This window comes from Streptomyces sp. NPDC048718 (genome assembly GCF_043198875.1).
Taxonomy (GTDB): Bacteria; Actinomycetota; Actinomycetes; order Streptomycetales; family Streptomycetaceae; genus Streptomyces.
This window is the reverse complement of the sequence record NZ_JBICVG010000018.1, coordinates 99,617-125,454: the sequence shown is the minus strand read 5'-3', so window position 1 is coordinate 125,454 and position 25,838 is coordinate 99,617. Positions and strand designations below refer to the sequence as shown.

At 70.7% G+C, this 25,838-nt stretch carries 21 protein-coding genes; 16 read left to right on the top strand and 5 right to left on the bottom strand.

From position 1 onward, the window contains the following. The first annotated feature begins 106 nt into the window (after positions 1 to 106). The 10 genes from ACGFRB_RS28810 to ACGFRB_RS28765 all read left to right on the top strand — a co-directional run bounded on the left by ACGFRB_RS28810 (position 107) and on the right by ACGFRB_RS28765 (position 12,033). On the top strand, positions 107 to 1,747 hold the full coding sequence (locus tag ACGFRB_RS28810; protein ID WP_393247136.1) for an ABC transporter substrate-binding protein: 1,641 nt from the start codon (positions 107 to 109) through the stop codon (positions 1,745 to 1,747). A 174-nt stretch (positions 1,748 to 1,921) separates the two neighbouring features. Next, positions 1,922 to 2,854, top strand: coding sequence for an ABC transporter permease (locus ACGFRB_RS28805; protein WP_361232325.1), 933 nt, complete (start codon positions 1,922 to 1,924; stop codon positions 2,852 to 2,854). Continuing rightward, a complete protein-coding gene (locus ACGFRB_RS28800; protein WP_363001626.1) occupies positions 2,847 to 3,800 on the top strand; it encodes an ABC transporter permease in 954 nt (317 codons plus the stop codon). The genes ACGFRB_RS28805 and ACGFRB_RS28800 overlap by 8 nt, the downstream gene beginning before the upstream one ends. Positions 3,801 to 3,814: 14 nt before the next feature. Then, the gene (locus ACGFRB_RS28795) at positions 3,815 to 4,873 is read left to right on the top strand and encodes an ABC transporter ATP-binding protein (protein WP_363001624.1); all 1,059 of its coding nucleotides are present in this window, start codon (positions 3,815 to 3,817) and stop codon (positions 4,871 to 4,873) included. Further along, positions 4,866 to 5,972 carry a dipeptide ABC transporter ATP-binding protein gene (locus ACGFRB_RS28790; RefSeq protein WP_363001622.1) on the top strand — a complete coding sequence of 369 codons (1,107 nt, stop codon included), beginning with the start codon at positions 4,866 to 4,868 and terminating at the stop codon, positions 5,970 to 5,972. Before ACGFRB_RS28795 ends, ACGFRB_RS28790 begins: the two co-directional genes overlap by 8 nt. A gap of 237 nt (positions 5,973 to 6,209) precedes the next feature. Next, positions 6,210 to 7,838: an ABC transporter substrate-binding protein gene (locus ACGFRB_RS28785; RefSeq protein WP_393247134.1), complete on the top strand. Its 1,629-nt coding sequence runs from the start codon at positions 6,210 to 6,212 to the stop codon at positions 7,836 to 7,838. 151 nt (positions 7,839 to 7,989) lie between these two features. Further along, positions 7,990 to 8,913, top strand: coding sequence for an ABC transporter permease (locus ACGFRB_RS28780; protein WP_363001618.1), 924 nt, complete (start codon positions 7,990 to 7,992; stop codon positions 8,911 to 8,913). Next, positions 8,906 to 9,928, top strand: coding sequence for an ABC transporter permease (locus ACGFRB_RS28775; protein ID WP_393247132.1), 1,023 nt, complete (start codon positions 8,906 to 8,908; stop codon positions 9,926 to 9,928). Before ACGFRB_RS28780 ends, ACGFRB_RS28775 begins: the two co-directional genes overlap by 8 nt. 4 nt (positions 9,929 to 9,932) lie before the next feature. Continuing rightward, positions 9,933 to 10,916, top strand: coding sequence for an ABC transporter ATP-binding protein (locus ACGFRB_RS28770; RefSeq protein ID WP_393247130.1), 984 nt, complete (start codon positions 9,933 to 9,935; stop codon positions 10,914 to 10,916). Then, a complete protein-coding gene (locus tag ACGFRB_RS28765) occupies positions 10,909 to 12,033 on the top strand; it encodes an ABC transporter ATP-binding protein (protein WP_393247128.1) in 1,125 nt (374 codons plus the stop codon). The genes ACGFRB_RS28770 and ACGFRB_RS28765 overlap by 8 nt, the downstream gene beginning before the upstream one ends. 14 nt (positions 12,034 to 12,047) lie before the next feature. Here ACGFRB_RS28765 and ACGFRB_RS28760 read toward each other — a convergent pair whose 3' ends face one another. Both ACGFRB_RS28760 and ACGFRB_RS28755 read right to left on the bottom strand, forming a co-directional pair. After that, the gene (locus ACGFRB_RS28760; protein ID WP_393247126.1) at positions 12,048 to 12,989 is read right to left on the bottom strand and encodes a hypothetical protein; all 942 of its coding nucleotides are present in this window, start codon (positions 12,987 to 12,989) and stop codon (positions 12,048 to 12,050) included. A gap of 118 nt (positions 12,990 to 13,107) precedes the next feature. Then, positions 13,108 to 15,372: an alpha/beta fold hydrolase gene (locus tag ACGFRB_RS28755; RefSeq protein WP_393247124.1), complete on the bottom strand. Its 2,265-nt coding sequence runs from the start codon at positions 15,370 to 15,372 to the stop codon at positions 13,108 to 13,110. Between the two features lie 158 nt (positions 15,373 to 15,530). Here ACGFRB_RS28755 and ACGFRB_RS28750 point away from each other — a divergent pair, with 158 nt between their 5' ends. From ACGFRB_RS28750 to ACGFRB_RS28735, 4 genes are all read left to right on the top strand, one after another. Next, positions 15,531 to 15,725 carry a hypothetical protein gene (locus ACGFRB_RS28750; RefSeq protein ID WP_359881290.1) on the top strand — a complete coding sequence of 65 codons (195 nt, stop codon included), beginning with the start codon at positions 15,531 to 15,533 and terminating at the stop codon, positions 15,723 to 15,725. 177 nt (positions 15,726 to 15,902) lie between these two features. After that, positions 15,903 to 16,925 carry an N-acetyl-1-D-myo-inositol-2-amino-2-deoxy-alpha-D-glucopyranoside deacetylase gene (mshB, locus tag ACGFRB_RS28745; RefSeq protein WP_393247122.1) on the top strand — a complete coding sequence of 341 codons (1,023 nt, stop codon included), beginning with the start codon at positions 15,903 to 15,905 and terminating at the stop codon, positions 16,923 to 16,925. Then, positions 16,922 to 17,266, top strand: a complete 345-nt coding sequence (locus ACGFRB_RS28740) for a DUF6113 family protein (RefSeq protein WP_363001603.1) — start codon at positions 16,922 to 16,924, stop codon at positions 17,264 to 17,266. The genes mshB and ACGFRB_RS28740 overlap by 4 nt, the downstream gene beginning before the upstream one ends. Before the next feature lie 175 nt (positions 17,267 to 17,441). Next, positions 17,442 to 19,760 carry a hypothetical protein gene (locus ACGFRB_RS28735; RefSeq protein WP_393247120.1) on the top strand — a complete coding sequence of 773 codons (2,319 nt, stop codon included), beginning with the start codon at positions 17,442 to 17,444 and terminating at the stop codon, positions 19,758 to 19,760. Between the two features lie 1,770 nt (positions 19,761 to 21,530). Here the strand turns inward: ACGFRB_RS28735 and ACGFRB_RS28730 are convergent. Together ACGFRB_RS28730 and ACGFRB_RS28725 are read right to left on the bottom strand one after the other, a co-directional pair. Next, on the bottom strand, positions 21,531 to 22,349 hold the full coding sequence (locus ACGFRB_RS28730; RefSeq protein ID WP_393247118.1) for a tetratricopeptide repeat protein: 819 nt from the start codon (positions 22,347 to 22,349) through the stop codon (positions 21,531 to 21,533). Next, the gene (locus tag ACGFRB_RS28725; RefSeq protein ID WP_393247116.1) at positions 22,346 to 23,404 is read right to left on the bottom strand and encodes a GNAT family N-acetyltransferase; all 1,059 of its coding nucleotides are present in this window, start codon (positions 23,402 to 23,404) and stop codon (positions 22,346 to 22,348) included. Before ACGFRB_RS28725 ends, ACGFRB_RS28730 begins: the two co-directional genes overlap by 4 nt. Positions 23,405 to 23,516: 112 nt before the next feature. Between ACGFRB_RS28725 and fdxA the strand changes: the two genes are divergently transcribed. Further along, positions 23,517 to 23,837 (top strand): ferredoxin, encoded by a 321-nt coding sequence (gene fdxA, locus ACGFRB_RS28720; RefSeq protein WP_010474859.1) that lies wholly within the window; start codon positions 23,517 to 23,519, stop codon positions 23,835 to 23,837. Positions 23,838 to 23,985: 148 nt separating this feature from the next. Beyond that, a complete protein-coding gene (locus tag ACGFRB_RS28715; protein WP_393247114.1) occupies positions 23,986 to 25,080 on the top strand; it encodes a bifunctional succinyldiaminopimelate transaminase/glutamate-prephenate aminotransferase in 1,095 nt (364 codons plus the stop codon). A gap of 238 nt (positions 25,081 to 25,318) precedes the next feature. On the opposite strand, the gene ACGFRB_RS28710 is transcribed toward ACGFRB_RS28715, so the two are convergent. Beyond that, positions 25,319 to 25,801: an ATP-binding protein gene (locus tag ACGFRB_RS28710; protein ID WP_393247113.1), complete on the bottom strand. Its 483-nt coding sequence runs from the start codon at positions 25,799 to 25,801 to the stop codon at positions 25,319 to 25,321. Positions 25,802 to 25,838 lie beyond the last annotated feature (37 nt).

The window sequence follows — 25,838 nt, the reverse complement described above, 5'->3', positions numbered from 1 at the left end:
TCACGAGCACACTCGGGGCATGTGTGCGGGACGTCGTCAGGGGTGTCGACGGACGCACGGGGTGTCCCTCTTGTAGTGACAAAAGTGGACTCATGAGGAGGAACCCATGCGTGGTGCGAAGAGTGCCAAGTGGGTAGCGGGCGCGATCGTCGTCGCCCTGGCAGCGACCGCCTGTGGCGGGGGTAGTGGCGGCGGCAAGGATGGCGCCTCGGGCAAGGTCGACCCCAACGGGATCTTCTCGATGGACCTGGGCGAGCCGGAGAAGCCGCTGTACACCGGTGACACGATGGAGTCCAACGGCTCCGCGGTCATGAAGGGTCTGTACTCGACCCTGGTGAGCTACAAGGCCGACGGCTCCCTCGAGATGATGAACGCCGAGTCCGTCACCACGACCGACTCGAAGACGTGGACCGTCAAGCTCAAGCCGGGCTGGACCTTCCACGACGGCACCCCGGTGACCTCGAAGTCCTACGTGGACGCGTGGAACTGGAACGCCAACATCTCCAACGCCATGGGCCTGTCGGGCTGGTTCGGCGACATCAAGGGCTTCGACAAGGTCCACCCCGAGGCCGAGGGCGCCAAGCCGTCCTCGGACAAGATGGACGGCCTGAAGATCGTCGACGACACGACCTTCACCATCGAGCTCTCGAAGCCGGTTCCGTACTTCGGCCACAAGCTCGCCTACATCGCCTTCGCGCCGCTGGCCGCGTCCTTCTACAAGGACCCGAAGGCCGCCGGTCAGGCTCCGGTCGGCAACGGCCCGTACAAGTTCAAGAGCTGGGACCACAAGAAGCAGATCGAGGTCACCCGCTTCGACGGCTACAAGGGCCCGAACAAGGCGAAGAACGGCGGTGTGCTCTTCAAGAACTACACCACCGTCGAGGCCGCGTACGAGGACCTCAAGTCCGGCAACCTGGACGTCATCCGCCAGATCGGCCCGAAGGACCTCCCGGTCTACCGCGACGACCTCGGCGACCGCGCTGTCGACCAGTCGTACTCCGCGATCCAGACCATCGCCGTGGCCTTCTACGCCGACATCTGGAACAAGCCCAAGAAGGTCGACCCGCGCGTCATCCAGGGTCTGTCCATGGGTATCGACCGCGCCACCATCACCAAGACGGTGCTGAACGGCACGCGTGAGCCCGCCACCGGCTGGGTCGCCAAGGGTGTCCTCGGCTACCAGGAGAACGCGGCCGGCGACGTCACCAAGTTCGACCCGGCGAAGGCCAAGAAGCTCATCAAGGAGGGCGGCGGCGTCCCGGGCGGCAAGATCTGGATCCAGTACAACGCCGACTCCGGTCACAAGGAGTGGGTCGAGGCCGTCTGCAACTCCATCCAGCAGTCGACCGGTGTCCAGTGTGTCGGCGACGGCAAGCCGGACTTCCAGGCCGACCTGACGGCCCGTAAGAACAAGCAGGTCAAGGCGCTGTACCGGTCGGGCTGGGTGCTCGACTACCCGGTGAACGCGAACTTCATCTCGGACCTGTTCCGCACCGGTGCCGACGGCAACCAGGGTGGCTTCTCCAACAAGGAGCTGGACGCGAAGATCGCGGCCGCCGACTCGGTCAAGACCCTCGACGAGTCGGTCAAGGCGTACCAGGCCATCGAGAAGGACCTGATCAACTACATGCCGTCGATCCCGCTCTGGTACTACAAGACGAACGCGGGCTACTCGGAGAAGGTCACCGGCGTGAAGTTCGGACAGGACGGCGACCCGATCCTGTACGGCGTCGAGGTCCACAAGTAAACCCAAGCGTAGTCCGCCTGCCGTGAACGGAGCCGGCCGCCTGACGGCCGGCTCCCTCGGCGCCTTACGCAGTGGCCGGGGGGCCCTTCCACGACCCGAGTCTGCCCGGAAACGGGCAGCCCGCCGTGGAGGGGCCCGTCTCGGCTGCCGCTGTGATATCTCAACGGAGGCATAATGGGGCGTTATGTCGCACGACGACTGCTCCAGATGATCCCGGTTTTCCTCGGGACAACCCTGCTGATCTTCCTCATGGTCTACAGCCTGCCGGGCGACCCCGTGGCGGGTCTGTTCGGCGACAAGGGCGCCGACCCGGCGACGATCGCGAAGATCAAGCACGAACTCGGGCTGGATCAGAACATTTTCAAGCAGTACTGGGACTACATGTCCGGTATCGTCCTGCACTTCGACTTCGGCACCCAGATCCGCAACGGGCGCCCGGTCACCGATGTGCTGGGTGATGCCTTCCCGGTGACGCTCCAGCTGGCCGTACTGGCCTTCGCCTTCGAGATCGTCTTCGGCGTCGGTCTCGGCATCATCGGCGGCCTCAAGGCCGGCCGCCTCGCGGACAACGCCATCCTGATCTTCACCCTGCTGATCATCTCGGTGCCGGTCTTCGTCCTCGGCTTCATCATCAAGATGGTGTTCGCCTTCCAGCTGGGCTGGATCGAGCCGAACGTCAGCAACGAGCAGCGGTTCTCCGAGCTCATCGCCCCGGCGATCGTCCTCGGTGGTCTCTCCCTCGCGTATGTGGCCCGGCTGACCCGTACCTCGATGGCCGAGAACCTGCGCGCCGACTACATGCGCACCGCCATCGCCAAGGGTCTGCCCAAGCGCCGCGTCATCGGCGTCCACCTGATGCGCAACTCGATGATCCCGGTCATCACCTACCTCGGCACCGACATCGGCGCCCTCATGGGTGGTGCGGTCGTCACCGAAGGTCTCTTCAACATCAAGGGTGTCGGTGGCGTCATCTACGAGTCGATCTCCCGTCGCGAGGGCAGCACGCTCGTCGGACTCGTCACCATCCTGGTGATCGTCTACCTCGTCACCAGCCTGCTCATCGACCTGCTGTACGCGGTCCTGGACCCGAGGATCCGTTATGCCTGACGTGACCAAGACGGAGACCGCCGCTCCGCAGACCGTCGCTTCCCCCTCGGCGACGGACCCCGCCGGCGAGGCGGTCCACGAGAAGGCGCGCTCCCTGTGGGGCGACGCCTGGCGGGACCTGCGCCGCAACCCGTACTTCATCGTGTCGTCCGTGCTGATCTTCTTCCTGCTGCTGATCGCGGCCTTCCCGGGCCTGTTCACCAGCGCGTCGCCGACCACCGGCGACCTGGTCAAGCACTACGTGGGCAAGCCCGAGCTGAGCAAGATCGGCTCCGAGGGCTGGTTCGGCTACGACATCCAGGGCCGTTCCGTCTACGCCCGCCTGATCTACGGCACCCGTGCCTCGATCATCGTCGGCATCGCGGTCACCGCGATCGTCACGGTCGTCGGCGGCATCATGGGCATGATCTCCGGCTACTTCGGCGGCATCGTCGACGCGATCCTGTCCCGGATCACCGACGTGTTCTTCGGCATCCCGTTCCTGCTCGGCGCCATGGTCGTCCTGCAGTCCTTCACCGAGCGCACCACCTCGGTCGTCGTCTTCGCCCTGGCCTTCCTCGGCTGGACCCAGATCACCCGCGTCATGCGCGGTGCGGTCATCACGGTGAAGCAGGCGGACTACGTCCACGCCGCCAAGGCACTGGGCGCCGGCACCACCCGGATCCTGTTCAGGCACATCCTGCCCAACGCCATGGCCCCGGTGATCGTCGTCGCCACCATCGCGCTCGGCAGCTACATCTCGGCCGAGGCCACTCTGTCGTACCTCGGTCTGGGCCTCGCGTCCCCGACCATCTCGTGGGGTGTCGACATCTCCTCGGGCGTTCAGGCGATCCGTACGTCGCAGCACATCCTGCTGTACCCGTCGATCATGCTGAGCATCACCGTTCTGGCGTTCATCATGCTCGGCGAAGCCGTCCGCAACGCCCTCGACCCCAAGCTGCGCTGAGGAGGGCGTATACCGTGAGCACCACTTCCAAGACCACGAACGTCCCCGCGCCGCGCGACGGTGACGGACACACCGGACCGCTGCTCGAAGTCCGCGACCTGCACGTGGAGTTCCACACGCGTGACGGCGTGGCCAAGGCCGTCAACGGCGTGAACTACTCGGTCGACGCCGGCGAGACCCTCGCCGTGCTCGGCGAGTCCGGCTCCGGCAAGTCCGTGACCGCGCAGGCCATCATGGGCATCCTCGACATGCCGCCCGGCAAGATCCCGCAGGGCGAGATCCTGTTCCGCGGCCAGGACATGCTCAAGATGTCCTACGAGGAGCGCCGGAAGATCCGCGGCCGGAAGATCGCGATGATCTTCCAGGACGCGCTGTCCTCCCTGAACCCGGTCCTCACCGTCGGCTACCAGCTCGGCGAGATGTTCCGGGTGCACCACGGCCTGTCCAAGAAGGACGCGACGGCCAAGGCCGTCGAGCTGATGGACAAGGTCAAGATCCCCGCCGCCAAGGCCCGGGTCACCGACTACCCGCACCAGTTCTCCGGCGGTATGCGCCAGCGCATCATGATCGCCATGGCGCTGGCCCTGGAGCCCGACCTGATCATCGCGGACGAGCCCACCACGGCGCTCGACGTGACGGTGCAGGCGCAGGTCATGGACCTGCTCGCGGAGCTGCAGCGCGAGTACAACATGGGTCTGATCCTGATCACCCACGACCTCGGCGTCGTCGCCGACGTCGCGGACAAGATCGCCGTGATGTACGCGGGCCGGATCGTCGAGCAGGCGCCGGTGCACGAGCTGTACAAGCGCCCGGCCCACCCGTACACCCGGGGTCTGCTCGACTCGATCCCGCGCCTGGACCAGAAGGGCCAGGAGCTGTACGCGATCAAGGGTCTGCCGCCCAACCTGCTGAAGATCCCGTCCGGCTGCGCCTTCAACCCGCGCTGCCCCAAGGCGACGGACCTGTGCCACACCGAGGTCCCCGCTCTGGTTCCGGTCACCGAGCAGGACGGCGGCGAGCTTCCGGGCCGCGCGAGCGCCTGCCACTTCTGGAAGGAGACGATCCATGGCTGAGCTCAGCAAGAACGACAAGGCCGAGGGCGTGTCCGAGGACGCGGCCGTGGCCGCCATCGAGGCGCCGGCCGAGCGCGGCGAGCCGATCCTCCAGGTGCGCAACCTGCAAAAGCACTTCCCGCTGACGCAGGGCATCCTCTTCAAGAAGCAGGTCGGCGCGGTCAAGGCCGTGGACGGGGTCTCCTTCGACCTCTTCCAGGGCGAGACCCTCGGCATCGTGGGCGAGTCCGGCTGTGGCAAGTCCACGGTCGCCAAGCTCCTGATGAACCTGGAGCGGGCCACCGCGGGCGAGGTCTTCTACAAGGGCCAGGACATCACCAGGCTGTCCGGCCGCGCCCTGAAGGCCGTGCGCCGCAACATCCAGATGGTGTTCCAGGACCCGTACACCTCGCTGAACCCGCGGATGACGGTCGGCGACATCATCGGCGAGACCTTCGACATCCACCCCGAGGTGGCCCCGAAGGGCGACCGGCGCCGCAAGGTGCAGGACCTCCTCGACGTCGTCGGTCTGAACCCGGAGTACATCAACCGCTATCCGCACCAGTTCTCCGGCGGTCAGCGCCAGCGCATCGGCATCGCCCGCGGCCTCGCGCTCAACCCGGAGATCATCATCTGCGACGAGCCGGTCTCGGCCCTGGACGTGTCGGTCCAGGCACAGGTCATCAACCTGATGGAGAAGCTCCAGGACGAGTTCAACCTGTCCTACATCTTCATCGCGCACGACCTGTCGATCGTCCGGCACATCTCGGACCGCGTCGGCGTCATGTACCTGGGCAAGATCGCCGAGATCGGCACCGACACCCAGATCTACGACCACCCGACGCACCCGTACACCCAGGCGCTGCTCTCCGCCGTGCCGGTGCCGGACCCGGACGCCCGTGCGAACCGTGAGCGGATCATCCTGACCGGCGACGTGCCCTCGCCGGCCAACCCGCCGTCGGGCTGCCGCTTCCGCACCCGCTGCTGGAAGGCGCAGGACAAGTGCGCCACCGAGATCCCGGTCCTCGCGATCCCGGAGCGCTTCCAGGGGCAGGACACCCAGGCCGCGCACGAGTCGGCGTGCCACTTCGCCGAGGAGAAGGCGATTCTCGCCGTCTGATCCCCGGCCCGCCGGTACGACTCCTTCGCGAGCGTACGAGCGGCCGCACCGCGCGTACGAGCGGTAGAAGCGTGCGTACGAGAGGCTGAACGACAAGGCCCCGCCATCCCCCACACGGGTGGCGGGGCCTCGTCGTTCGGGGGCACGTTCATCCGGACGCCGTAGAAGTGCACTCCCCGTGATACCGAGTGATATTGACCCTAAGCCGGTCGCATTCGGGACAAACGGGAGGCACCCATGCGGGGAGTCACGCATGCCAAGTGGGCCGTTCTGGCCACCGCCGTCGCCCTCGCCGCGACCGCCTGCGGTGGCGGCGGCGGGAGCGGCGGCGGGGGAGCGAACGGTGTGGTGTCCTCCTCCTGGGGCGACCCGCAGAACCCCCTGGAGCCCGCGAACACCAACGAGGTCCAAGGCGGCAAGGTCCTCGACATGATCTTCCGCGGTCTGAAGCGGTACGACCCGAAGACCGGCGAGGCCAAGAACTGGCTCGCCGAGTCCATCGAGTCCAGCGACTCCACCAACTTCAGGATCACCGTCAAGGACGGCTGGACCTTCTCCAACGGCGAGAAGGTCACCGCGAAGTCCTTCGTCGACGCCTGGAACTACGGCGCGGCCCTGAAGAACAACCAGCGGAACGCCTACTTCTTCGGCTACATCGACGGGTACGACAAGGTCCACCCCAGCGGCGGCGCGGCGAGCGCGACCACCCTGTCCGGCCTCAAGACCGTCGACGAGCGGACCTTCACCGTCAAGCTGTCGCAGAAGTTCTCCACCTTCCCCGACACCCTCGGCTACGCGGCCTTCGCCCCGCTGCCCCGCGCCTTCTACGACGATCACGCCGGCTGGCTCGCCAAGCCCATCGGCAACGGGCCGTACGCCGTCGACTCGTACACCAAGGGCTCGCAGATGGTCCTGAAGAGGTGGGACGGCTACCCCGGGCCGGACAAGGCGCACAACGGCGGCATCACGCTTCGGGTCTACACCGACAACAACACCGCCTACACCGACCTGACCGCCGGCAATCTCGACCTCGTCGACGACATCCCGGCCGCGCAGCTCAAGAACGCCGCCTCCGACCTCGGCAGCCGCTACATCAACACCCCCGCCGGCATCATCCAGACCATCGCCTTCCCCTTCTACGACCCCGCCTGGCACAAGCCCCACCAGGAGAAACTGCGCACCGGTCTGTCCATGGCGATCGACCGGAAGCAGATCACCCAGACGATCTTCCACCACACCCGCACCCCGGCCCAGGACTGGACCTCGCCCGTCCTCGGCGAGAAGGGCGGCTTCCGCGACGACCTGTGCGGCTCCGCCTGCGAGTACGACCCCGGCCAGGCCAAGAAGCTGGTCGCGGAGGGCGGCGGCATCCCCGGCGGCACGATGACGATCACGTACAACGCCGACACCGGCTCCCACAGAGTGTGGGTCGACGCCGTCTGCAACTCCATCAACCGCTCGCTCGGCAACAACCGCGCCTGCGTCGGCAACCCCGTCGGCACCTTCGCCGACTACCGCAACAAGGTCACCCAGCACAAACTCAGCGGACCGTTCCGGGCGGGCTGGCAGATGGACTACCCGCTCATCCAGAACTTCCTCCAGCCGCTCTACTACACCAACGCCTCCTCCAACGACGGCGCCTACTCCAACCCGGAGTTCGACAAGCTCGTCGACCAGGCCAACGCCGAGACCGACCGGACGAAGGCCGTCGACACCTTCGTGAAGGCCGAGAAGGTGCTCCGGGACGACATGGGCGCCATCCCGCTCTGGTACCAGAACGGCAGCGCCGGCTACTCGGACCGGATCGAGAACGTGGCTCTGAACCCCTTCAGCGTCCCGGTGTACGACCAGATCAGGGTCAAGTGACGCAGGTGACGGGCGAGGCTCGTGAGACCCACATGACCCACATGACCCGCGTGCCCCACGTGACGCCGTAGCCCGGCCCGGCTTCCCGCCCCTCCCCGGCCGTCCCCCTCCGCCCCGCCCCCCACCCGGAGCCAACCCACCGGAGCCTCCCATGGGCCGTTACGTGATCCGGCGGCTGCTGCAGATGATCCCGGTCTTCTTCGGCGCCACACTGCTGATCTTCCTGATGGTGAACGTGATGGGCGACCCCATCGCCGGCCTGTGCGGCGAGCGCGCCTGCGACCCGGCCACCGCCGCCCAGCTCAAGCGGGAGTTCGGCCTCGACAAGCCGGTCTGGCAGCAATACCTGACCTACATGGGCAACGTCTTCACCGGAAACTTCGGCACTGCCTTCAACGGCCAGCCCGTCACCGAGCTGATGGCCGACTCCTTCCCGGTCACCATCCGGCTCACCATCGTCGCGATTTTCTTCGAGGTCGTCATCGGCATCACCCTCGGCGTCGTCACCGGACTGCGCCGAGGCCGCCCCGTCGACACCACCGTCCTGCTGCTCACCCTGGTCGTGCTGTCCGTGCCCACCTTCGTCACCGGTCTGCTCGTCCAGCTGCTGTTCGGCGTCAAATGGGGCCTGATCAAACCCGCCGTCTCACCCGAGGCGCCGTTCAACGAACTGATCGTCCCGGGGCTCGTCCTCGCCTCCGTCTCCCTCGCGTACGTCACCCGGCTCACCCGTACCTCCATCGCCGAGAACAAACGCGCCGACTACGTCCGTACCGCCATCGCCAAGGGTCTCCCGCGCCACCGAGTCGTCACCCGCCACCTGCTGCGCAACAGCCTCATCCCGGTGGTCACCTTCATCGGCGCCGACGTCGGCGCGCTGATGGGCGGCGCGATCGTCACCGAGCGGATCTTCAACATCCACGGGGTCGGCTTCCAGATCTACAACGGCATCGTCCGCCAGAGCACCCAGACCGTCGTCGGCTTCGTGACCGTGCTCGTCCTGGTCTTCCTGGTGGCGAACCTGCTGGTCGACCTGTTGTACGCCGTCCTTGACCCGAGGATCCGCTATGCCTGAGCCGAGCGAACCGTACGAGCAGGGCCGGGCCATCGCCCCCACCGGCGCCGGCGGGGCGGCCGACCTCGCCATGGCGGAGGCGCGGACCCTGGAGCGGACCCCCGGCTCCGGCCTGGAGGAGGGCTCCACCGGCCCCGGCGGACCGGGCGTCGGGACCGGCAGGGTGAAGAAGCCCCGCTCGCTGTGGTCCGACGCCTGGCACGACCTGATTCGCAACCCGGTCTTCCTCGTCTCCGCCCTGGTCATCGTCTTCCTCGTCGTCATCTCCTTGTGGCCCTCGCTGATCGCCTCCGGCGACCCGCTGAGCTGCGACCTCGCCAAGGCGCAGGAGGGCTCCCAGCCGGGCCACCCCTTCGGGTTCGACGGGCAGGGCTGCGACGTCTACACGCGTACGGTCTACGGCGCCCGTACGTCCGTCACGGTCGGCGTCCTCTCCACTCTCGGCGTCGCACTCCTAGGCAGCGTCCTCGGCGGCCTCGCGGGCTTCTTCGGCGGTACCTGGGACGGACTGCTGTCCCGGATCACCGATGTCTTCTTCGCCATCCCGGTGGTCCTCGGCGGCCTGGTCCTGCTGTCCGTGGTCACCAGCAACACCGTCTGGCCGGTGATCGGCTTCATGGTGCTGCTCGGCTGGCCGCAGATCTCCCGGATCGCCCGAGGCGCCGTCATCACCGCCAAACAGAACGACTACGTCCAGGCCGCCCGCGCGCTCGGCGCGTCCAACTCCCGGATGATGCTGCGCCACATCACCCCGAACGCGATCGCTCCCGTGATCGTCGTCGCCACGATCGCGCTCGGCACCTACATCGCCCTGGAAGCGACCTTGTCGTACCTCGGGGTCGGCCTGAAACCGCCGAACGTCTCCTGGGGCATCGATATCTCCTCGGCCTCGGCGTACATCCGCAACGCCCCGCACATGCTGCTCTGGCCGGCCGGCGCGCTCGCCGTCACGGTGCTCGCCTTCATCATGCTCGGCGACGCGGTGCGCGACGCCCTCGATCCCAAGCTGAGGTAGGGCCATGCTGCTCGAAGTGCGCGATCTGCACGTGGAGTTCCACACCCGGGACGGGGTGGCCAAGGCCGTCAACGGCGTGAACTACTCGGTCGACGCGGGCGAGACCCTCGCCGTGCTCGGCGAGTCCGGCTCCGGCAAGTCCGTGACCGCGCAGGCCATCATGGGCATCCTCGACGTGCCGCCCGGCCGGATCACCGGCGGCGAGATCCGCTTCCAGGGCCAGGACCTGCTGAAGCTCAAGGAGGGCGAACGGCGGAAGATCCGCGGCGCGAAGATGGCCATGATCTTCCAGGACGCCCTGTCCTCGCTGAACCCGGTCCTCAGCGTCGGCGAACAGCTCGGCGAGATGTTCCGGGTGCACCGCGGGGCGTCACGGAAGGACGCCCGTGCCAAGGCGGTCGAGCTGATGGAACGGGTCCGCATCCCGGCCGCCAAGGAGCGCGTCGGCCAGTACCCGCACCAGTTCTCCGGCGGTATGCGCCAGCGCATCATGATCGCCATGGCGCTGGCCCTGGAGCCCGACCTGATCATCGCCGACGAACCCACGACCGCCCTCGACGTCACAGTCCAGGCGCAGGTCATGGAGCTGCTCGCGGAGCTGCAGCGCGAGTACAACATGGGTCTGGTCCTGATCACCCACGACCTCGGCGTCGTCGCCGACGTCGCCGACAAGATCGCCGTGATGTACGCCGGCCGGATCGTCGAGCAGGCGCCGGTGCACGAGCTCTACAAGGCCCCCGCGCACCCGTACACCCGGGGTCTGCTCGACTCGATCCCACGCCTGGACCAGAAGGGCCAGGAGCTGTACGCGATCAAGGGCCTGCCGCCCAGCCTCCTCGCCATTCCGCCCGGCTGCGCCTTCAACCCGCGCTGCCCGCTCGCCCGGGACGTGTGCCGGACCGACGAACCGCCGTTGTACGAGGTCACCGAATCGCCCGTGCCGCGTGCCAGCGCCTGTCACTTCTGGAAGGAGTGCCTCCATGGCTGAGACGACGGATGCGGCGACAGGGCGCGGGGCGGCCCCCGGCGGGGTGGCGAGCGAACCGATTCTTCGCGTTCGCGACCTCTACAAGCACTACCCGCTCACCCGAGGAGTCCTGTTCAAGAAGCAGATCGGCGCCGTCCGGGCGGTCGACGGCGTCGACTTCGACCTGGCCGCCGGCGAGACCCTCGGCATCGTGGGCGAGTCCGGCTGCGGCAAGTCGACCGTCGCGAAGATGCTCGTCAACCTGGAACGCCCGACCTCCGGCTCCATCACGTACAAGGGCGACGACATCACCCGCCTCTCGCCGCGCGCCCTGAAGGCGGTCCGCCGCAACATCCAGATGGTCTTCCAGGACCCGTACACCTCGCTCAACCCGCGCATGACGGTCGGCGACATCATCGGCGAACCCTTCGACATCCACCCCGAGGTCGCCCCCAAGGGCTCCCGGCGCCGCAAGGTGCAGGACCTCCTCGACGTCGTCGGCCTCAACCCCGAGTACATCAACCGCTATCCGCACCAGTTCTCCGGCGGCCAGCGCCAGCGCATCGGCATCGCCCGCGGCCTCGCCCTCCAGCCCGAGATCATCGTGGCGGACGAGCCGGTCTCCGCCCTCGACGTCTCCGTCCAGGCCCAGGTGGTGAACCTGCTCGAACGGCTCCAGGCCGAGTTCGGCCTGTCGTACGTCTTCATCGCGCACGACCTGTCGATCGTCCGGCACATTTCCGACCGGGTCGGCGTCATGTACCTCGGCCGGATCGTGGAGACCGGCTCCGACGCCGCGATCTACGAGCACCCCACGCACCCCTACACCCAGGCGCTGCTCTCCGCCGTGCCGGTCCCCGACCCGGCGGCCCGCGACCGCCGGGAGCGCGTCATCCTGGCCGGCGACGTCCCCTCGCCCGCGAACATCCCCTCCGGCTGCCGCTTCCGCACCCGCTGCTGGAAGGCCCGCGAGCGGTGCGCGCTGGAGGTGCCGCTGCTCGCCGTCCCCGCCGTCTTCCGGGACACGGGCACCCCGGCGGAGCACGACTCGGCCTGCCACTTCGCGGAGGAGAAGCGCGTGGTGCCGCCCGAGCGGCAGGAGGGCGAGGGGCCGGGGGAGCGGGCGGCGGGGGAGTGACGGTACGGGCGGGTCTACCAGCCCGGCGGGCGGTGCGCGGGCGGGGCCGGGGGCAGGCCCGGGGCCGGGTGGTACGGCGCGGGGCGGGGCCGCCAGGTCCCGCCGAGCAGGACGAGGACGGCGATCCCGGCGAGCATTCCGTACCAGACCAGGACCTCGTACAGCGTGTCCGAGACGGGCGGCGCGGGCGTGGCCGCGTACCAGCCGGGTTGCACCACGACCAGGACCCCGGCGGCCCCGTAGCCGGTCAGCAGCAGACCCGCCAGCAGGCCGAACGGCCGGGTGGCGCGGGCGCGGGCGAACGCGGCGCACGCGACGGCCAGGAGGAGCAGGACGAGGACCGCGCTCAGCCAGCCCGGCGGCACGGACAGCACCGACAGCAGCAGCGGGCGCCCGCCGGTGAGCCGGGCGATCACGATCTCGGACGGAATGCGGGTGGTCAGGCGCAACTCCCAGACGGCCACGATCAGTCCGCCCAGCAGACACAGCACCCCCGCGGCGATCGCGGGCCCGCTCCGGGGCCGGGGCGGGCCGCCGGGGCCGCCGGGTCCGCCCCGGCCGTCGAACCGCCGGCCCGCCGCCGCGGTCACCACGAGCCCGGTCGCGAGCCCGAGACTCAGCAGGGCCGTGACCAGCGCCTCGACATCGGCGGCCCACAGTCCGGGCAGCCGCAGCGCGATCGTGGCCAGCCCGACGACGGTGAACGCCGGTGCCGCGAGCGGCGACCGGGTGGCCGTGACGGCGGTGACGGTGTACGCGAGGAGCAGGAGCAGATCGACGAGCGAGGTCGCCGGGACGTCGTGGAACGGCATGCCGGGCGCGCCCAGCCAGTAGTCGAGCAAGGCGAGGGACGGGCCGAAGAGCGCGAGGTCCCGCAGCAGCCAGACCACGATGACGAGCGCGAGCACCGCGCAGAGGGAGGCTCCGAGGAGGCGTGCCGAACGTGTCACTGTCACGGTCCCGATACTCTCGGTCAGTTGAATCCTGAGCAAGTCCCTTGGATTTACTGGTGTGTTCGGCCAGGTCTGGCCGATTCGCGGCGAGGGCCGCCGGCCCTCGCCGTCGGCGGCGGGCCTACCGGGTCATCCCCAAGGCGCGCTTCAGGAAGTCGACTTGAAGCAGCAGGAGATTCTCAGCGACCTGCTCCTGCGGGGTCATGTGTGTGACGCCCGACAGGGGAAGCACCTCGTGCGGGCGGCCCGCGGCGAGGAGCGCGGAGGACAGACGCAGGGTGTGGGCGGCCACCACGTTGTCGTCGGCGAGGCCGTGCACGAGCATCATCGGGCGGGCCGGCTCCCGGGCTTCGCTCAGACCGGCGTCCGTCACCAGGGAGTTGGCCGCGTAGACGGCCGGCTCCTCGTCGGGCAGGCCGAGGTAGCGCTCGGTGTAGTGGGTGTCGTAGAGCCGCCAGTCGGCCACCGGCGCGCCCACGACCGCCGCGTGGAAGACATCGGGACGGCGCAGCGCCGCGAGCCCGGCGAGATAGCCGCCGTAGGACCAGCCGCGGATCGCGACCCGGCCCAGGTCCAGCGGGAACCGCTCGGCCAGCGCGTGCAGCGCCTCCACCTGGTCGTCGAGGGTCAGGGTGAAGTCGCGGGCGATCGACTTCTCCCACGCGGGGGAGTGGCCGGGAGTGCCGCGCCCGTCCGCGACGACCACCGCGAAGCCCTGCTCGGCGAACCAGCGCGGGGTCAAGTACGCGTTGTGCGCGGCCACCACCCGCTGCCCGTGGGGCCCGCCGTACGGGTCCAGGAGCACCGGCAGCGGGCCGTCGCCCTCGGTCCAGGAGTACGGCAGCAGCACCGCGCACGGGATCCGCCGAGGGCCCGCCGTGGTGAGCCGTACGTCCGCCGAGAGCACCGGCCGCTGGGCGTACGAGGTGATCTCGGCGACCCGGACACCGTCCCGCAGTACCCGCACCGTGCTGCCCGGGGCCTCGGGCCGGGCCGAGGACAGGACGGTCACCGCGCCGGAGCGGACCGCCCCGTGCACCCCGGGCCCCTCCGAGAGCCGTACGGCGCCGCGCTCGTCCACCCGGTAGACATGGATCTCACCGATCTCGTCGGTCTCGCCGGTCCCATCGGCCTCACCGGTCTGCGCGCCTTCGCCCGCCGACGCCGAGATCAGGATGTCGTCGGGGCCGATGTCGAGAACCGCTCGCACATGCAGCCGGGAGTCCGTCAGGACCCGGTCGCCGACCGCGAGCGCCCGCGCGCCCCCCTCGTCGGTGACCCTCACGAGCCGTCCGTCACCCGTCCAGGCCGGAATTCCAGCGAACAGTTCAAGCCAAGTCGGATCCTTCTCCAGACGCAGTTCCGTGGTGGTCCCCGACTCCGGGTCGACCGCCAGGTACGCCTGGGTCCGCTGATCCCTCGCCTGCACCAGAAGCAGCGGAGATCCACCCGCCGACCAGTGCACCCGCGCCAAATACGGGAAGAGTGCCCGGTTCCACAAGACCTCGGTGCGATTTCCGGACAGATCCACGACGAAGAGCCCGACCTCGGCGTTGGGCCTCCCCGCGGCGGGGTAGGCGACCGCCTGCGGCTCCCGTCCGGGCCGCGCCGGGTCCGCGATCCACCAGCGCCCGACCGGCCGTTCGTCGACCCGCGCGACCAGGAGACGGTCCGACGAAGGGGACCACCAGAAGCCGCGCGAGCGGCCCATCTCCTCCGAGGCCACGAACTCCGCGAGCCCGTAGGTGACGCCCTCCGTGCCCTCCTCCGGCTCGGCGAGAACCCGGTCACCCGTTCCGTCCGCGCAGGTCAGCCGTAGTGTCCCGGCCGTCGCGTACGCCACGAGACGGCCGTCCGGCGAAGGCCGCGGGTCGATCACCGGCCCCTGGGCGGGCAGTTCGCGGACCGTGCCGGCCCGCAGGTCGGCCGTGAACAGCCGCCCCGACAACGCGAACGCCGCCGACTCCACGGCCCCGTCCACCGCGTACCCCACGATGCCCGCCGAACCCTCCCGGCTGCGCTCCCGACGGGCCCGCTCCTCGGCCGGCAACTCCTCGGCCACGCCCGCCAGAAGCGTCTCCGGGTCGGCCACCAGACGCTCCACCGCTCCGGCCGGTCCGGTCAGGTCCAGCATCCACAGCCGGTGCGAGCGGTCCGTCCCCTGCTCCCGCCGCTCCTGCCCGGCGGACGGGTCCGAGGGCGCCTCCGAGTCCGTTCCGGCCCCGAATTCCGGGCCCGAGCGGACGAAGAGCACCCGCTCGCCGTCCGGCGCGACGGTGAAACCGCGCGGTGCGCCGAGGGTGAATCGCTGCGTCCGGGCGTACTGACGGGGAAACGAGAGCGAGTTGTGCGCGGAAGGCAAGGGGGAAGACAGGGGCGAAGTCATGTGACCGAAACTAGCGGCCGTGCGCCCCCTCGTGCCCCCGTACACCAATCAATGTTCTGGCACGGATAGTTATGATCCGTAGCACTAGGTGGGTAGTAGACATCCACTGGCACATGCCAACCGAACGTCCGACCGAAGAAGTGTGGAGGTGAACCGCCGTGGCACTCTCGATCTCGGTGGTGGTGCTGCTGGCGATCGTCGTCTTCCTGCTGATCCGGAAATCCGGACTCAAGGCTGGTCACGCGGCGGTCTGTGCTCTCCTGGGCTTCTATCTCGCGAGCTCCTCCATCGCCCCGTCGGTCAGCACGCTGACCACGAACGTGGCGAACATGATCGGCGGCCTCAAGTTCTGACGGGCGCGTCCCGGCCACCGCGTCCCGGCCGTCGTGTTCCGGCCGCCGTGTCCCGGCGGTCGCGGTCCCTCGGTCGTTTTGTGATCGCTCCATGATCGGCACATGATCGTTCCTGCCCGGTGGGCGCCAGGCCCGGCCTGCCGTCCCGCCGGGGGCGCCGCCTCGTAGGCTGGAGCCATGACGGAACTCCCTGCCCGTCGTCTTCTTCTGGTGCACGCGCACCCGGACGACGAGTCGATCAACAACGGCGTCACCATGGCCAGGTACGCGGCCGAGGGTGCCCTCGTGACCCTGGTGACCTGCACTCTGGGCGAGGAGGGCGAGGTCATCCCGCCCGAACTGGCCCACCTCGCACCCGACCGGGAGAACCGGCTCGGGGAGTTCCGCGTGGGCGAACTCGCCGCCGCGATGCGCTGCCTCGGCGTCACCGACCACCGCTTCCTCGGCGGCGCCGGCCGCTTCCGCGACTCCGGGATGATGGGGGTCGAGCAGAACCACCGCCCGCACGCCTTCTGGAACACGGACGTCGACATCGCTGCCCCGTACCTGGTCGAGGTGATCCGGGAGACCCGCCCCCAGGTCCTCGTCACCTACGACCCCGACGGCGGCTACGGCCACCCCGACCACATCCAGGCCCACCGGGTCGCCACGCGCGCCGCCGAGCTGGCCGCCGATCCCGCGTACCGGCCGGATCTCGGCGCCGCCCACGCCATCGCCAAGATCTACTGGAACCGGGTCCCGCGCCCCGTCGCCGAGGCGGGGTTCGCCCGGCTGCGGGCCGAGGGCTCCGCGTTCCCGGCCGACGCCTCCCTCGACGACATCCCCGGCGTCGTCGATCCGTCCCGGATCACCGCCGAGATCGACGGGGGTACGGAGCTCACGGACGCGGGTACGGGCGCGGGTACGGGCTCGGGTACGGACGCGGGCACGGGCTCGGCTACGGTCCCCGGGCGATACGCCGCCCGCAAGGCCGCCGCGATGGCCGCGCACGCCACCCAGGTGACCGTGGACGGGCCTTTCTTCGCCCTCTCCAACGACCTCGGCCAGCCCCTCTTCACCACCGAGTACTACGAGCTGGTCCAGGGCGTCTCCGGCGCCCCCGCCGGCACCCGCGAGACCGATCTCTTCGCGGGCCTCGCGGATGCGAACGCGGGCGACGGCGCTGGCGCGGGCGAGGGTGCGGGAGCGGCGGGCGCATGAAGTTCCGTTACGTCTGGTACGTCCTGCTCGTCGTCCTCGGCGCCCTCGTGGGCGTCGCGGGCTCCCTCGTCCAGGCCGCCTGGTTCCCGGGCGGCGTTCTGCTGGCCCTGCTCGGCTCGTTCGCCGTCTTCTACGGCGGTCTGCGCGCCACCGGAACCCAGTTCGGCGTCCTGTCCGCGGGGGCCGGCTGGCTCGTCGCCATCGTGCTGCTCAGTCTCGGACGCCCGGAGGGCGACGGGCTGTTCGGCGGCGGCCTCGGCGAGATGGTGTTCCTGCTGGGCGGCATGGCGCTCGCTGTGATGTGTGCCACGATGTCCAAAGTGGCCCCACCAGCCCCGTGAACAGCCGGAGTTGACGTAGGAACGTCTTGACTTCCCCAGCTTCGTCCCGGCGGATTCCCGCCGGGTCGGGTAGGGACCGGCGGCGGCCAGTATGGTGGTGCGCGCCGCCGGACCCGCCCGGATCAGCACGAGCATCAGCAAGAGCGGGCGGCGGAGCCAACCGGGAGATCCTGCTTTGAGTCGTGAAACTGGTCGAGAGACTGACCGTTCCTCCTCCGGCGCCCAGGGGCGCGGAGGAGCCGCGTACCCCTCGGGCACCACGCCGTACGGGCTTCGCCCCGGCCAGGAGGCGGCCGAGGAACCTGTCACCGCGTCGCCGGAGGAGCCCAAGACCGAGACGACGCTGACCACCCGGATCCGGATCAACATCCCGGGTTCGCGTCCGATCCCGCCCGTGGTCGTCCGCAAGACGGTCGGCGACGCCCCGGCCGGTGCTGCCGCCGAGGACGCCGCCGGTGCCGGTCCCGCAGGCGCGGGCCGTCCCGCGGCCCCGGCCGCCGTCCGCCCGGAGCCCACGCCCGTGCCCGAGCCGGAGCCGGTCGTCCCGGCCGAGCCCGTCGCGCAGAGCGGTGCGGCGGACGAGAAGCCCACCAGCGACTGGTTCGCCCCGCGCAAGCCCTCCGCCGCCGCGCCGCCGAAGGCCGCCGCGGCCGGCGAGCCGAAGCCGGCGCAGGAGTTCGCGCCGGCGCCGGGTCAGGCCGGCCAGGCCGGACCGAACGCGGGCCCGCAGGCTTCCGCCCCGGTCACCGGAACCCCGGGCTTCACCGGCTCCGCCTCCGACGGCGTTCCGTCGGCCGCGAGCACCACCCAGAGCATGCCGGTGTTCACCCCGGGCATGACGGGCGGTCCCGGCCACACGCCGGCTCAGGGCACCCCCGTCGTCACCCCGGAGGCCGCGGCCGCGCACATGCCGTACGACGGCGGTCCGGGCAGCACTCCGGCCGCGGGCACGCCGATGATCGGCGGCCCGGAGGCCCCCATGGGCCCGACCGCCGCCGTCACCGGCTCCAGCCGTGTCACCGCCGCCCCGACCGGTCCCGGCGCGGGTCCGGCGCGGGGCGGAGGCCCGGGTGGGCGTCAGGGCGGTCCGGGGCAGGGCGGGCGGCAGGGCGGTCCGGCGCAGGGCGGACGTAAGGGTGGACGCCAGGGGGGCCCGCAGGGCGGTCCTCAGGCCGGTCCTCACGGTGGTCCGCAGGCCGGAATGGCGCAGGGCGGGATGGCTCGCGGCGGCATGGGTCAGGGCCGTCCGGGTCAGGGCGGTCCGGGGCAGGGCGGTCCGGTCCAGGGTGGTCCGGGTCAGGCGGGCATGGGGCAGCAGCATGCTCCCCGGATGTCCGACGACACCGCGATCCTGACCCCGCAGCCCCCGGTGCCGGTTCCGGTCGGCGGCCCGCTGGGCGGTGGCGCGCAGCGTGGTCCGGGGGCCCGCCCGGCGCTCGGCGGCGAGAGCGGCAATGTCTCGGGCGCGACGCTCAACAGCGGTGTGCCCAGCGGTCCCAAGGCTCCTCAGGAGCCGGCGCCCCGGCCCGCCCCGGCGCCCGCGGCGAAGAAGCGTTCCAAGCTGGTGCTCGCCTGCGTCGGCGTGGTCGGTCTGGGCGCGGTCGCGTACGGCGCGGGACTTCTCCTCAACCACTCCGACGTCCCCAAGGGCACCACGGTCCTCGGTGTCGACATCGGTGGCGGCACGAAGGAGGAGGCCGTCGCCAAGCTGGAGGCGACCCTGGGCAAGCGCGCCCATGGCCCGGTCCGGCTCAAGGTCGAGGGCAAGACGGTCGAACTGGCCCCGGACAAGGCGGGCCTCTCCCTGGACGCCCAGGAGACGGTGCGCGGAGCCGCGGGCAGCGACTACAACCCGGTCTCGGTCATCGGTTCGCTCTTCGGCGGCGAACGGGTCGTCCAGCCGGTCATGCCGGTCGACGACGAGAAGCTCGGCGTCGCCCTGACCGACCTGGCGGGTGCCTCGGGCTCCGTCCGGGAGGCGACGATCCTCTTCGAGCCGGGCAAGGTCACCCCGGTCGAGGGCAAGGCGGGCAAGGGCCTGGACGTCCAGCGCTCGATGGTCTCGGTCAAGGACGCGTACCGCACCCAGGTGGCGACGGGCCATGCCAACCCCGTCGAACTGCCGGTGGTGACCCGCCGTCCCACGGTCAGCAAGGCCGAACTCGACAAGGCCATGAAGGAGTTCGCGGAGCCCGCGATGTCCGGCCTGATCACCATCCAGGCCGGCACGGCGAAGATCGACTTCGGTCCGCAGCGATCGCTGCCGCAGATCCTCTCCGTGAAGGCCGTGGACGGCCACCTGATCGAGGTCTACGACAAGGAGGCCATCACCCGGCTGCTCGATGGCGTCTTCAAGGGCGTCATGGTGACCAAGGGCGATGGCAGCAAGCACGAGGTCTCCGCCGACGACGTGGCGTTCGTGATGCGCGACGCGCTGCGCGGCAAGACCCCGGCGGAGCGGACGCGATCGATCGACCTCTCGGGCAACGGCTGACGGGCCGCCTGGTCCCGCGCCTGAACAGCGCCCCGCACGGATGCCCGGCATCGGTGCGGGGCGCGTTTTGTGGGGGTGGGGGGCTTGGGGGTGGGTGTACGGGGCGGGTGCGAGGTTGTACGAGGGGGTGGGGCGGCGCGCAGGGGGTGGGCGGGTAGAGCGGGTCCTATGGGTGGGCGTGTCTGGTGGGTTCGGGTGGTGGCCCGCCCTCTTTCCGAGTGTGGCCCCCTTCGCCGGGCCCTCAAGGGCGCTCCTTCGTCGCGTCGCTTGCGCGATGGGCTGCGCCCACCCTTGACCGCCCGGCTGCGGGGGCCTTTTCACACTCGGAGGGCGGGCCCGGGAAAGGGTCCACGCGGCAGCTTCCTTTGTGCGGGCCGTCGTGGGCGGGTGGCGGGCCGGTGGTCGGGGTGGGGTCCGGGTATCGCTCCGGTGGTTCCGTTGTCCGTCCGCCGGTGGGGTGGGGCTGAGTTTGCGGTCCGGGCTGGTGGGGCGGTGTCCGCCGGTTCGGGGTGCGCGGTCGTGGAGTGGGGCGACCCGGGCCGTCTCAGCGGCCGGCCGCCGTCGGTGGGCAGGGATTCATGCCCCGCTGGTCACCCCCGGTGGGTGGGACGGGGGAAACCCCCCGCTCGCGCGGCGGCCAAGCCCGCCTGGATCACCTCTGGAGTCACACCCGCCCCACGGCGGGCGCGGAGTCGCGCCTTCCACCCCGGGCCGCGTGAGTAAGTGCGCTCGCGAGCGTCCGAGGGTGCCTCAGTCGTCACAGGAGTTCACTCCTGCCCCATTTCCGGCGGGGATTTCGACTTACCCACCCGCCAGACGAAGGAACTGCGCACGCGAGCACCCCCGTTCGCCCCCGCCGTCACGCGAGTCACGCCTGCCGCGCCGAGGGGCGGAGCGACACCTTCCACCCGACCGCGCGAGTTAGCGTGCTCGCGAGCGTCCGGGAGCGCCTCTGAAGTTAAGGGAGTTCGCATTTGCTCCATTTGAAGTGGGAATGTTGGCTTAAGTCGCGCCCTTGGTAAAGTGGGTAAAATCCGGGGTCTGGCGATGTGAAGCCGCAGGTCGGCTCCTGTGATCCCCGCGCACGCAGGGGTGGTCCCACACCTCCCACTCACGTCGGCGTCACGGAGATGTGGTCCCCGCGCACGCGGGGGTGGCCCCCACCGCCTGCCCCCGCCGATGACGCTGTTCTGGTGGTCCCCGCGCACGCGGGGGTGGCCCCGTTTCCTGTCTCGTCCGGCCAAGGACGCGAGAGTGGTCCCCGCGCACGCGGGGGTGGTGCCCGTGCGGGCGCTCGGCGATTCTTCAGCCCACGGGCGGTGACCAGCGGGGCATGAATCCCGGCCTGACGACGGTGGTCATCCGCTATGCCGGGCCGGGCCGCCCCATTTCACTGTTGCGCACCCCGGGCCGGCGGGCACGGTCCCACCCTCCCGGGCCACAAACCGAGCCCCACCCCACCGGCACACAGCCATCAAGCCGACCGGAGCGATACCCGGGCCCCCGACCCCCGGCCCGCCACCCGCCCACGGCGGCCGACGGACAAGCCAACCCCCGCGTGGACCTTTCTCCTGGTCCGCCCTCCGAGAGTGTCTTTCGCGCCTGGAGGCGCCGGGTCAAGGGTGGGCGTAGCCCATCACGCAGTGACGCGACGAAGGAGCGCCCTTGACGCGGTGGTGGAAGGCGCGACTCTCGGAAGGAGGGCGGACACCACGTCACACCCACTCGCACCTCGCGCTCAGACACGTACGCCCCGCCCACTCCCTGCGGTCAATTCAGCAGCGCCCGCGCCGCCTTCGCCCTCCGTCGGATCGCCTCCGCCGCGCTCGGCTCCACCGCGTCCATCACCTTCGCGTACGCCTCCATCTCGGCCGCCCCGGTGAGGAAGTCGCCCCGCTGTACGAGGAGTTCGGCCCGCTCGTACCGCAGTCGCGCCGGATGCGACGGCAGCAGCAGCGACAACTCGACCGCCCACAGCGCCACATCGGACCGCTCCGGTCTGGACGACGCCCACGCACGGATGTTGTTGAGAATGCGCAGCACGATCGACGGCGCCGTCGCGGGCCGCAGCATCGACGGGTCGAGCGCCTCGCCGGTGGCGCTCGTCACGATGAGTTCGGCGTCCGCGCCCGTCATCGGCCGCCCGCCCGCGAAAGGGTCGGCCAACCGGAGGTCGGCCGGGTCGCCGAAGCCGACGACGAAGTGGCCGGGCAGGCCGAGCCCGTACACCGGCGCCCCCGCCCGACGGGCGACCTCTATCCACACCACCGACAGCAGGATCGGCAGCCCGCGCCGCCGCTTCAGCACCTCGTGCAGCAGCGAGGACTCCAGACGCTGGTAGTCGGCCCCGATCCCCTGGAAGCCCTCCCGCCGGCCGAGCAGCTCCGACAGGGCCGCCACCCACGCCTCCGCGCCCCGCGTCCCGTACGGCACCAGCCCCGCGAGCCGGTCGAGTTCGACCTCCGCCAGGTCGAGATCGACCTGGGTCAGCGACGGGTCCGCGACCGCGCCGACCAGCAGGCAGAGCCGGGCGAGGTCGGGCCGCTCGGACCGCGCCTCCTCCGCGAACTCCCGCCGCCAGTCCGTCACGCGTCGGTCCCCCGGTCGCCCGGCCCCCGATCGGACATCGTCGGGAGGTCCGCCGCCGCGGACCGGTCGAGGTAGTGGTGGTAGTGGTGGTGCACGGTGAAGCCCATCCCGTCGTACAGCGCCCGGGCGCCGTCGTTGTCCGATTCGACCTGGAGCCAGGCCGCCGAGGCGCCCTCCTCCAGAGCCCGGCGGGCGAGCGCCGTCATGACGGCCGTCGCCAGGCCCCGGCGGCGCTCCCCGGTGGCGACCTCGACCGCCATGAAGCCGGCCCAGCGTCCGTCCACCACGCAGCGTCCGATCGCCGCCGGTACGTCTTCGGTGCCCGCGACGGACGCGAACCACACACTCGGGCCACTCCCGAGCACCTTCGTCACATGCGGCCCGGGTTCCGCGGACCGCTGGTAGCGGGCCAGCCACGGAGCGTCGACCGACCGGTCCAGTCGTACCTCCGCGAGGTCGGCGCCGGTGTCGGCCAGCGGGGCGAGGCCCGCGACACGTACCTCGGCGGACACCTCGCGCACCCAGCCGCGCCGCTCCAGCTCCGCGCACAGCACCTCCTGGGTGCCTTCGGCGCCGGTCGCCGCCTGGACGTACGCGGGAAGCCCGCGCGTCGTGTACCACTCGCGCACCCGATCGAGCGCGGCGTCCAGCGGCAGCCTGGGATCGCCGAGCGGAAGCACCGAGTTGGCCCGCCGGGTGAAGCCGGCGGCGGCCCGCAGCGTCCACTCGCCGAGCGGCTCGCTCTCCAGCGGCTGCCAGCCGCGCGCGGTGACCCGGGCCAGTTCGGCGAACGAGGCGGCGGGGCCGCGCCGCCGCGCGGGCGCGGCCGGGACGACCTTGCCCGCCGCGAGGCTCTCCTCGGCCACGCGGACGATCTCCCCCGTCCTCCGTGTGATCACCACCACACCGGACTCCCAGGAGGTGAGCACCCCGACCGCGTCGGCGAACCGCTCGCCGGGCCGCCGCGAGTCTGTCACGTACCGAACTGAGACACGTTTTCCCACGTCAGCAGTGGTAATGCGGACATACAGACGTCCGCCACCGGTGAATTCCACGCCTTCTGCGCCCCTCCTGTTCGGATCGCCCCCGAGAACGGAGATACTAGGGGCGGGCATCGACGACGCCGCGCTCCCGCGCAGACCAGCCCTACCGAGGAGGAATGACAGCGTGACCTACGTCATCGCGCAGCCTTGTGTCGACGTGAAGGACAAGGCGTGCATCGAGGAGTGCCCCGTCGACTGCATCTACGAGGGCCAGCGATCCTTGTACATCCACCCGGACGAGTGCGTGGACTGTGGCGCCTGTGAGCCGGTCTGTCCGGTCGAGGCGATCTTCTACGAGGACGACACCCCGGAGGAGTGGAAGGACTACTACAAGGCGAACGTCGAGTTCTTCGACGAGCTCGGTTCGCCCGGTGGCGCCTCCAAGCTGGGCCTGATCGAGCGGGATCACCCCTTCATCGCCGCCCTGCCGCCGCAGAACGGCTGAGCATCTCCGATATTCCGCCCGGTCCCGTACGGCCTCGCCGCTGTACGGGACCGTTGCGTTTCCCCCCGTCGTCCGACGTCCGACCCCGACCTCAGCCCTCCGACTTTCGACCTTCGTCTTTCGTACGTACGAGGAAGTGAGCCACCCCGTGAGCGCCGTCTCTTCGCGTCTTCCCGTCTTCCCCTGGGACCGCCTCGAGCCCTACAAGGCCACCGCGTCCGCCCATCCGGACGGCATCGTGGACCTGTCCGTGGGCACCCCGGTGGACCCGGTCCCCGCGCTGATCCAGGAGGCGCTGGTCGCCGCGGCCGACTCCCCGGGCTATCCCACGGTGTGGGGGACGAAGGAGCTGCGGGACGCGCTCACGGGCTGGTGCGAGCGGCGGCTCGGCGCGGTGGGCTTCGCCCACGAGAACGTCCTGCCCGTGGTCGGCTCCAAGGAACTGGTGGCCTGGCTGCCCACCCAGCTCGGCCTCGGCGCGGGCGACAAGGTGGCCTACCCGCGGCTCGCCTACCCGACGTACGAGGTGGGCGCGCGGCTGTGCGGCGCCGAGCCCGTCGTCTACGACGACCCCACCGAGCTGGACCCGGCCGGCCTGAAGCTGCTGTGGCTCAACTCGCCGTCCAACCCGACGGGCAAGGTGCTCGGCAAGGACGAGCTGACCCGGATCGTGGCCTGGGCCCGCGAGCACGGCGTGCTGGTCTTCTCCGACGAGTGCTACCTGGAGCTGGGCTGGGAGGCCGACCCGGTCTCGGTGCTGCACCCGGACGTGTGCGGGGGCTCGTACGAGGGCATCGTCGCCGTCCACTCGCTGTCCAAGCGCTCCAACCTGGCCGGATACCGCGCCGCGTTCATCGCGGGTGACGCGGAGGTCCTGGGCGAGCTGCTGCTGATCCGCAAGCACGGCGGGATGATGACCGCGGCGCCGGTGCAGGCGGCGACGGTCGCGGCGCTCGGGGACGACGCGCACGTGGCCGAGCAGCGGGCACGGTACGCGGCCCGGCGCGCGGCCCTGCGGGGCGCCCTGGAGGCGCACGGCTTCCGCATCGAGCACAGCGAGGCCAGCCTGTACCTGTGGGCCACGCGGGACGAGCCGTGCTGGGACACGGTGGCGTACCTGGCCGACAAGGGCATCCTGGTGGCGCCCGGCGACTTCTACGGGACGGCGGGGGAGCGCTTCGTGCGGGTCGCGTTCACGGCGACGGACGAGCGGGTCGAGGCGGCGGTCAAGCGTCTGGGCTGATGCCGGGCGGGCCGGGCGGGACCGGGCCCGCGCCGTGCGGAGACGGGCGCAGGGGTGCGTCCGGAAGCGCCCTGAGCGCCGTCCGGAACGGGTGAACGGGCCTCCGGGCCGTCCCCGCCGCCGGAGCCCCACGGAGCCCCCGGGAACCCTGGAACGCGCCTGGAACGGGCGAGGGCCCGGGAAGCACGTCCGACGTGCTTCCCGGGCCCTTCGCGTTCCACGAGGGCGTGGCGGCTCGTCAGCCACCCAGCGGCAGGCCGCCGAGCAGACCGCCGGCCGCACCGGCCGCACCGGCGGCGGGACCGGCGCCCTTGCCCGCGCCCTTGCCCCCCTTGCCGCCCTTTGCGCCCTTGCCGGCGGCACCCGCGGTGTCACCGAGGGCCTTGCCGGCCTGGCCGGCGGTGTCGCCGACGATCTTCTGGGCGGCGGGCGTGGCAGTCTTGCCCGCCGAGCCCACGACCTTGCCGGCGGCCGGGACGGCGGAGTCGACGGCCTTGCCGCCGGTCTTGCCCACGGTGCCGGTGGCGGTCTGCGAGGCGGCGTCCACGGCGTTCCCGGCGCTGGACGTGTCGAGGGAGGTCAGCCCCGTCAGGGCGCCGGTGGTCGGGGCGAGGGAGTGCTCCGCGGCGCTCGCGACGCCGGCCGCGCCGACCACGGGGGCTGCGCCGGCCGCGACGATGAGGGCGGCGCGGGCGATCCGACGGGTCAGGGGGAGGGACATGATGCTCCTTCGGCGGAGTGGATATGACGTGCTGACA

Excerpts from the sequence above, each read along its gene's own strand:
- ACGFRB_RS28810 (WP_393247136.1), top strand. The coding sequence starts at position 107 with ATGCGTGGTGCGAAGAGTGCCAAGTGGGTAGCGGGCGCGATCGTCGTC.
- ACGFRB_RS28805 (WP_361232325.1), top strand. The coding sequence starts at position 1,922 with ATGGGGCGTTATGTCGCACGACGACTGCTCCAGATGATCCCGGTTTTC.
- ACGFRB_RS28800 (WP_363001626.1), top strand. The coding sequence starts at position 2,847 with ATGCCTGACGTGACCAAGACGGAGACCGCCGCTCCGCAGACCGTCGCT.
- ACGFRB_RS28790 (WP_363001622.1), top strand. The coding sequence starts at position 4,866 with ATGGCTGAGCTCAGCAAGAACGACAAGGCCGAGGGCGTGTCCGAGGAC.
- ACGFRB_RS28785 (WP_393247134.1), top strand. The coding sequence starts at position 6,210 with ATGCGGGGAGTCACGCATGCCAAGTGGGCCGTTCTGGCCACCGCCGTC.
- ACGFRB_RS28780 (WP_363001618.1), top strand. The coding sequence starts at position 7,990 with ATGGGCCGTTACGTGATCCGGCGGCTGCTGCAGATGATCCCGGTCTTC.
- ACGFRB_RS28775 (WP_393247132.1), top strand. The coding sequence starts at position 8,906 with ATGCCTGAGCCGAGCGAACCGTACGAGCAGGGCCGGGCCATCGCCCCC.
- ACGFRB_RS28770 (WP_393247130.1), top strand. The coding sequence starts at position 9,933 with ATGCTGCTCGAAGTGCGCGATCTGCACGTGGAGTTCCACACCCGGGAC.
- ACGFRB_RS28765 (WP_393247128.1), top strand. The coding sequence starts at position 10,909 with ATGGCTGAGACGACGGATGCGGCGACAGGGCGCGGGGCGGCCCCCGGC.
- ACGFRB_RS28755 (WP_393247124.1), bottom strand. The coding sequence starts at position 15,372 with ATGACTTCGCCCCTGTCTTCCCCCTTGCCTTCCGCGCACAACTCGCTC.
- mshB (WP_393247122.1), top strand. The coding sequence starts at position 15,903 with ATGACGGAACTCCCTGCCCGTCGTCTTCTTCTGGTGCACGCGCACCCG.
- ACGFRB_RS28740 (WP_363001603.1), top strand. The coding sequence starts at position 16,922 with ATGAAGTTCCGTTACGTCTGGTACGTCCTGCTCGTCGTCCTCGGCGCC.
- ACGFRB_RS28710 (WP_393247113.1), bottom strand. The coding sequence starts at position 25,801 with ATGTCCCTCCCCCTGACCCGTCGGATCGCCCGCGCCGCCCTCATCGTC.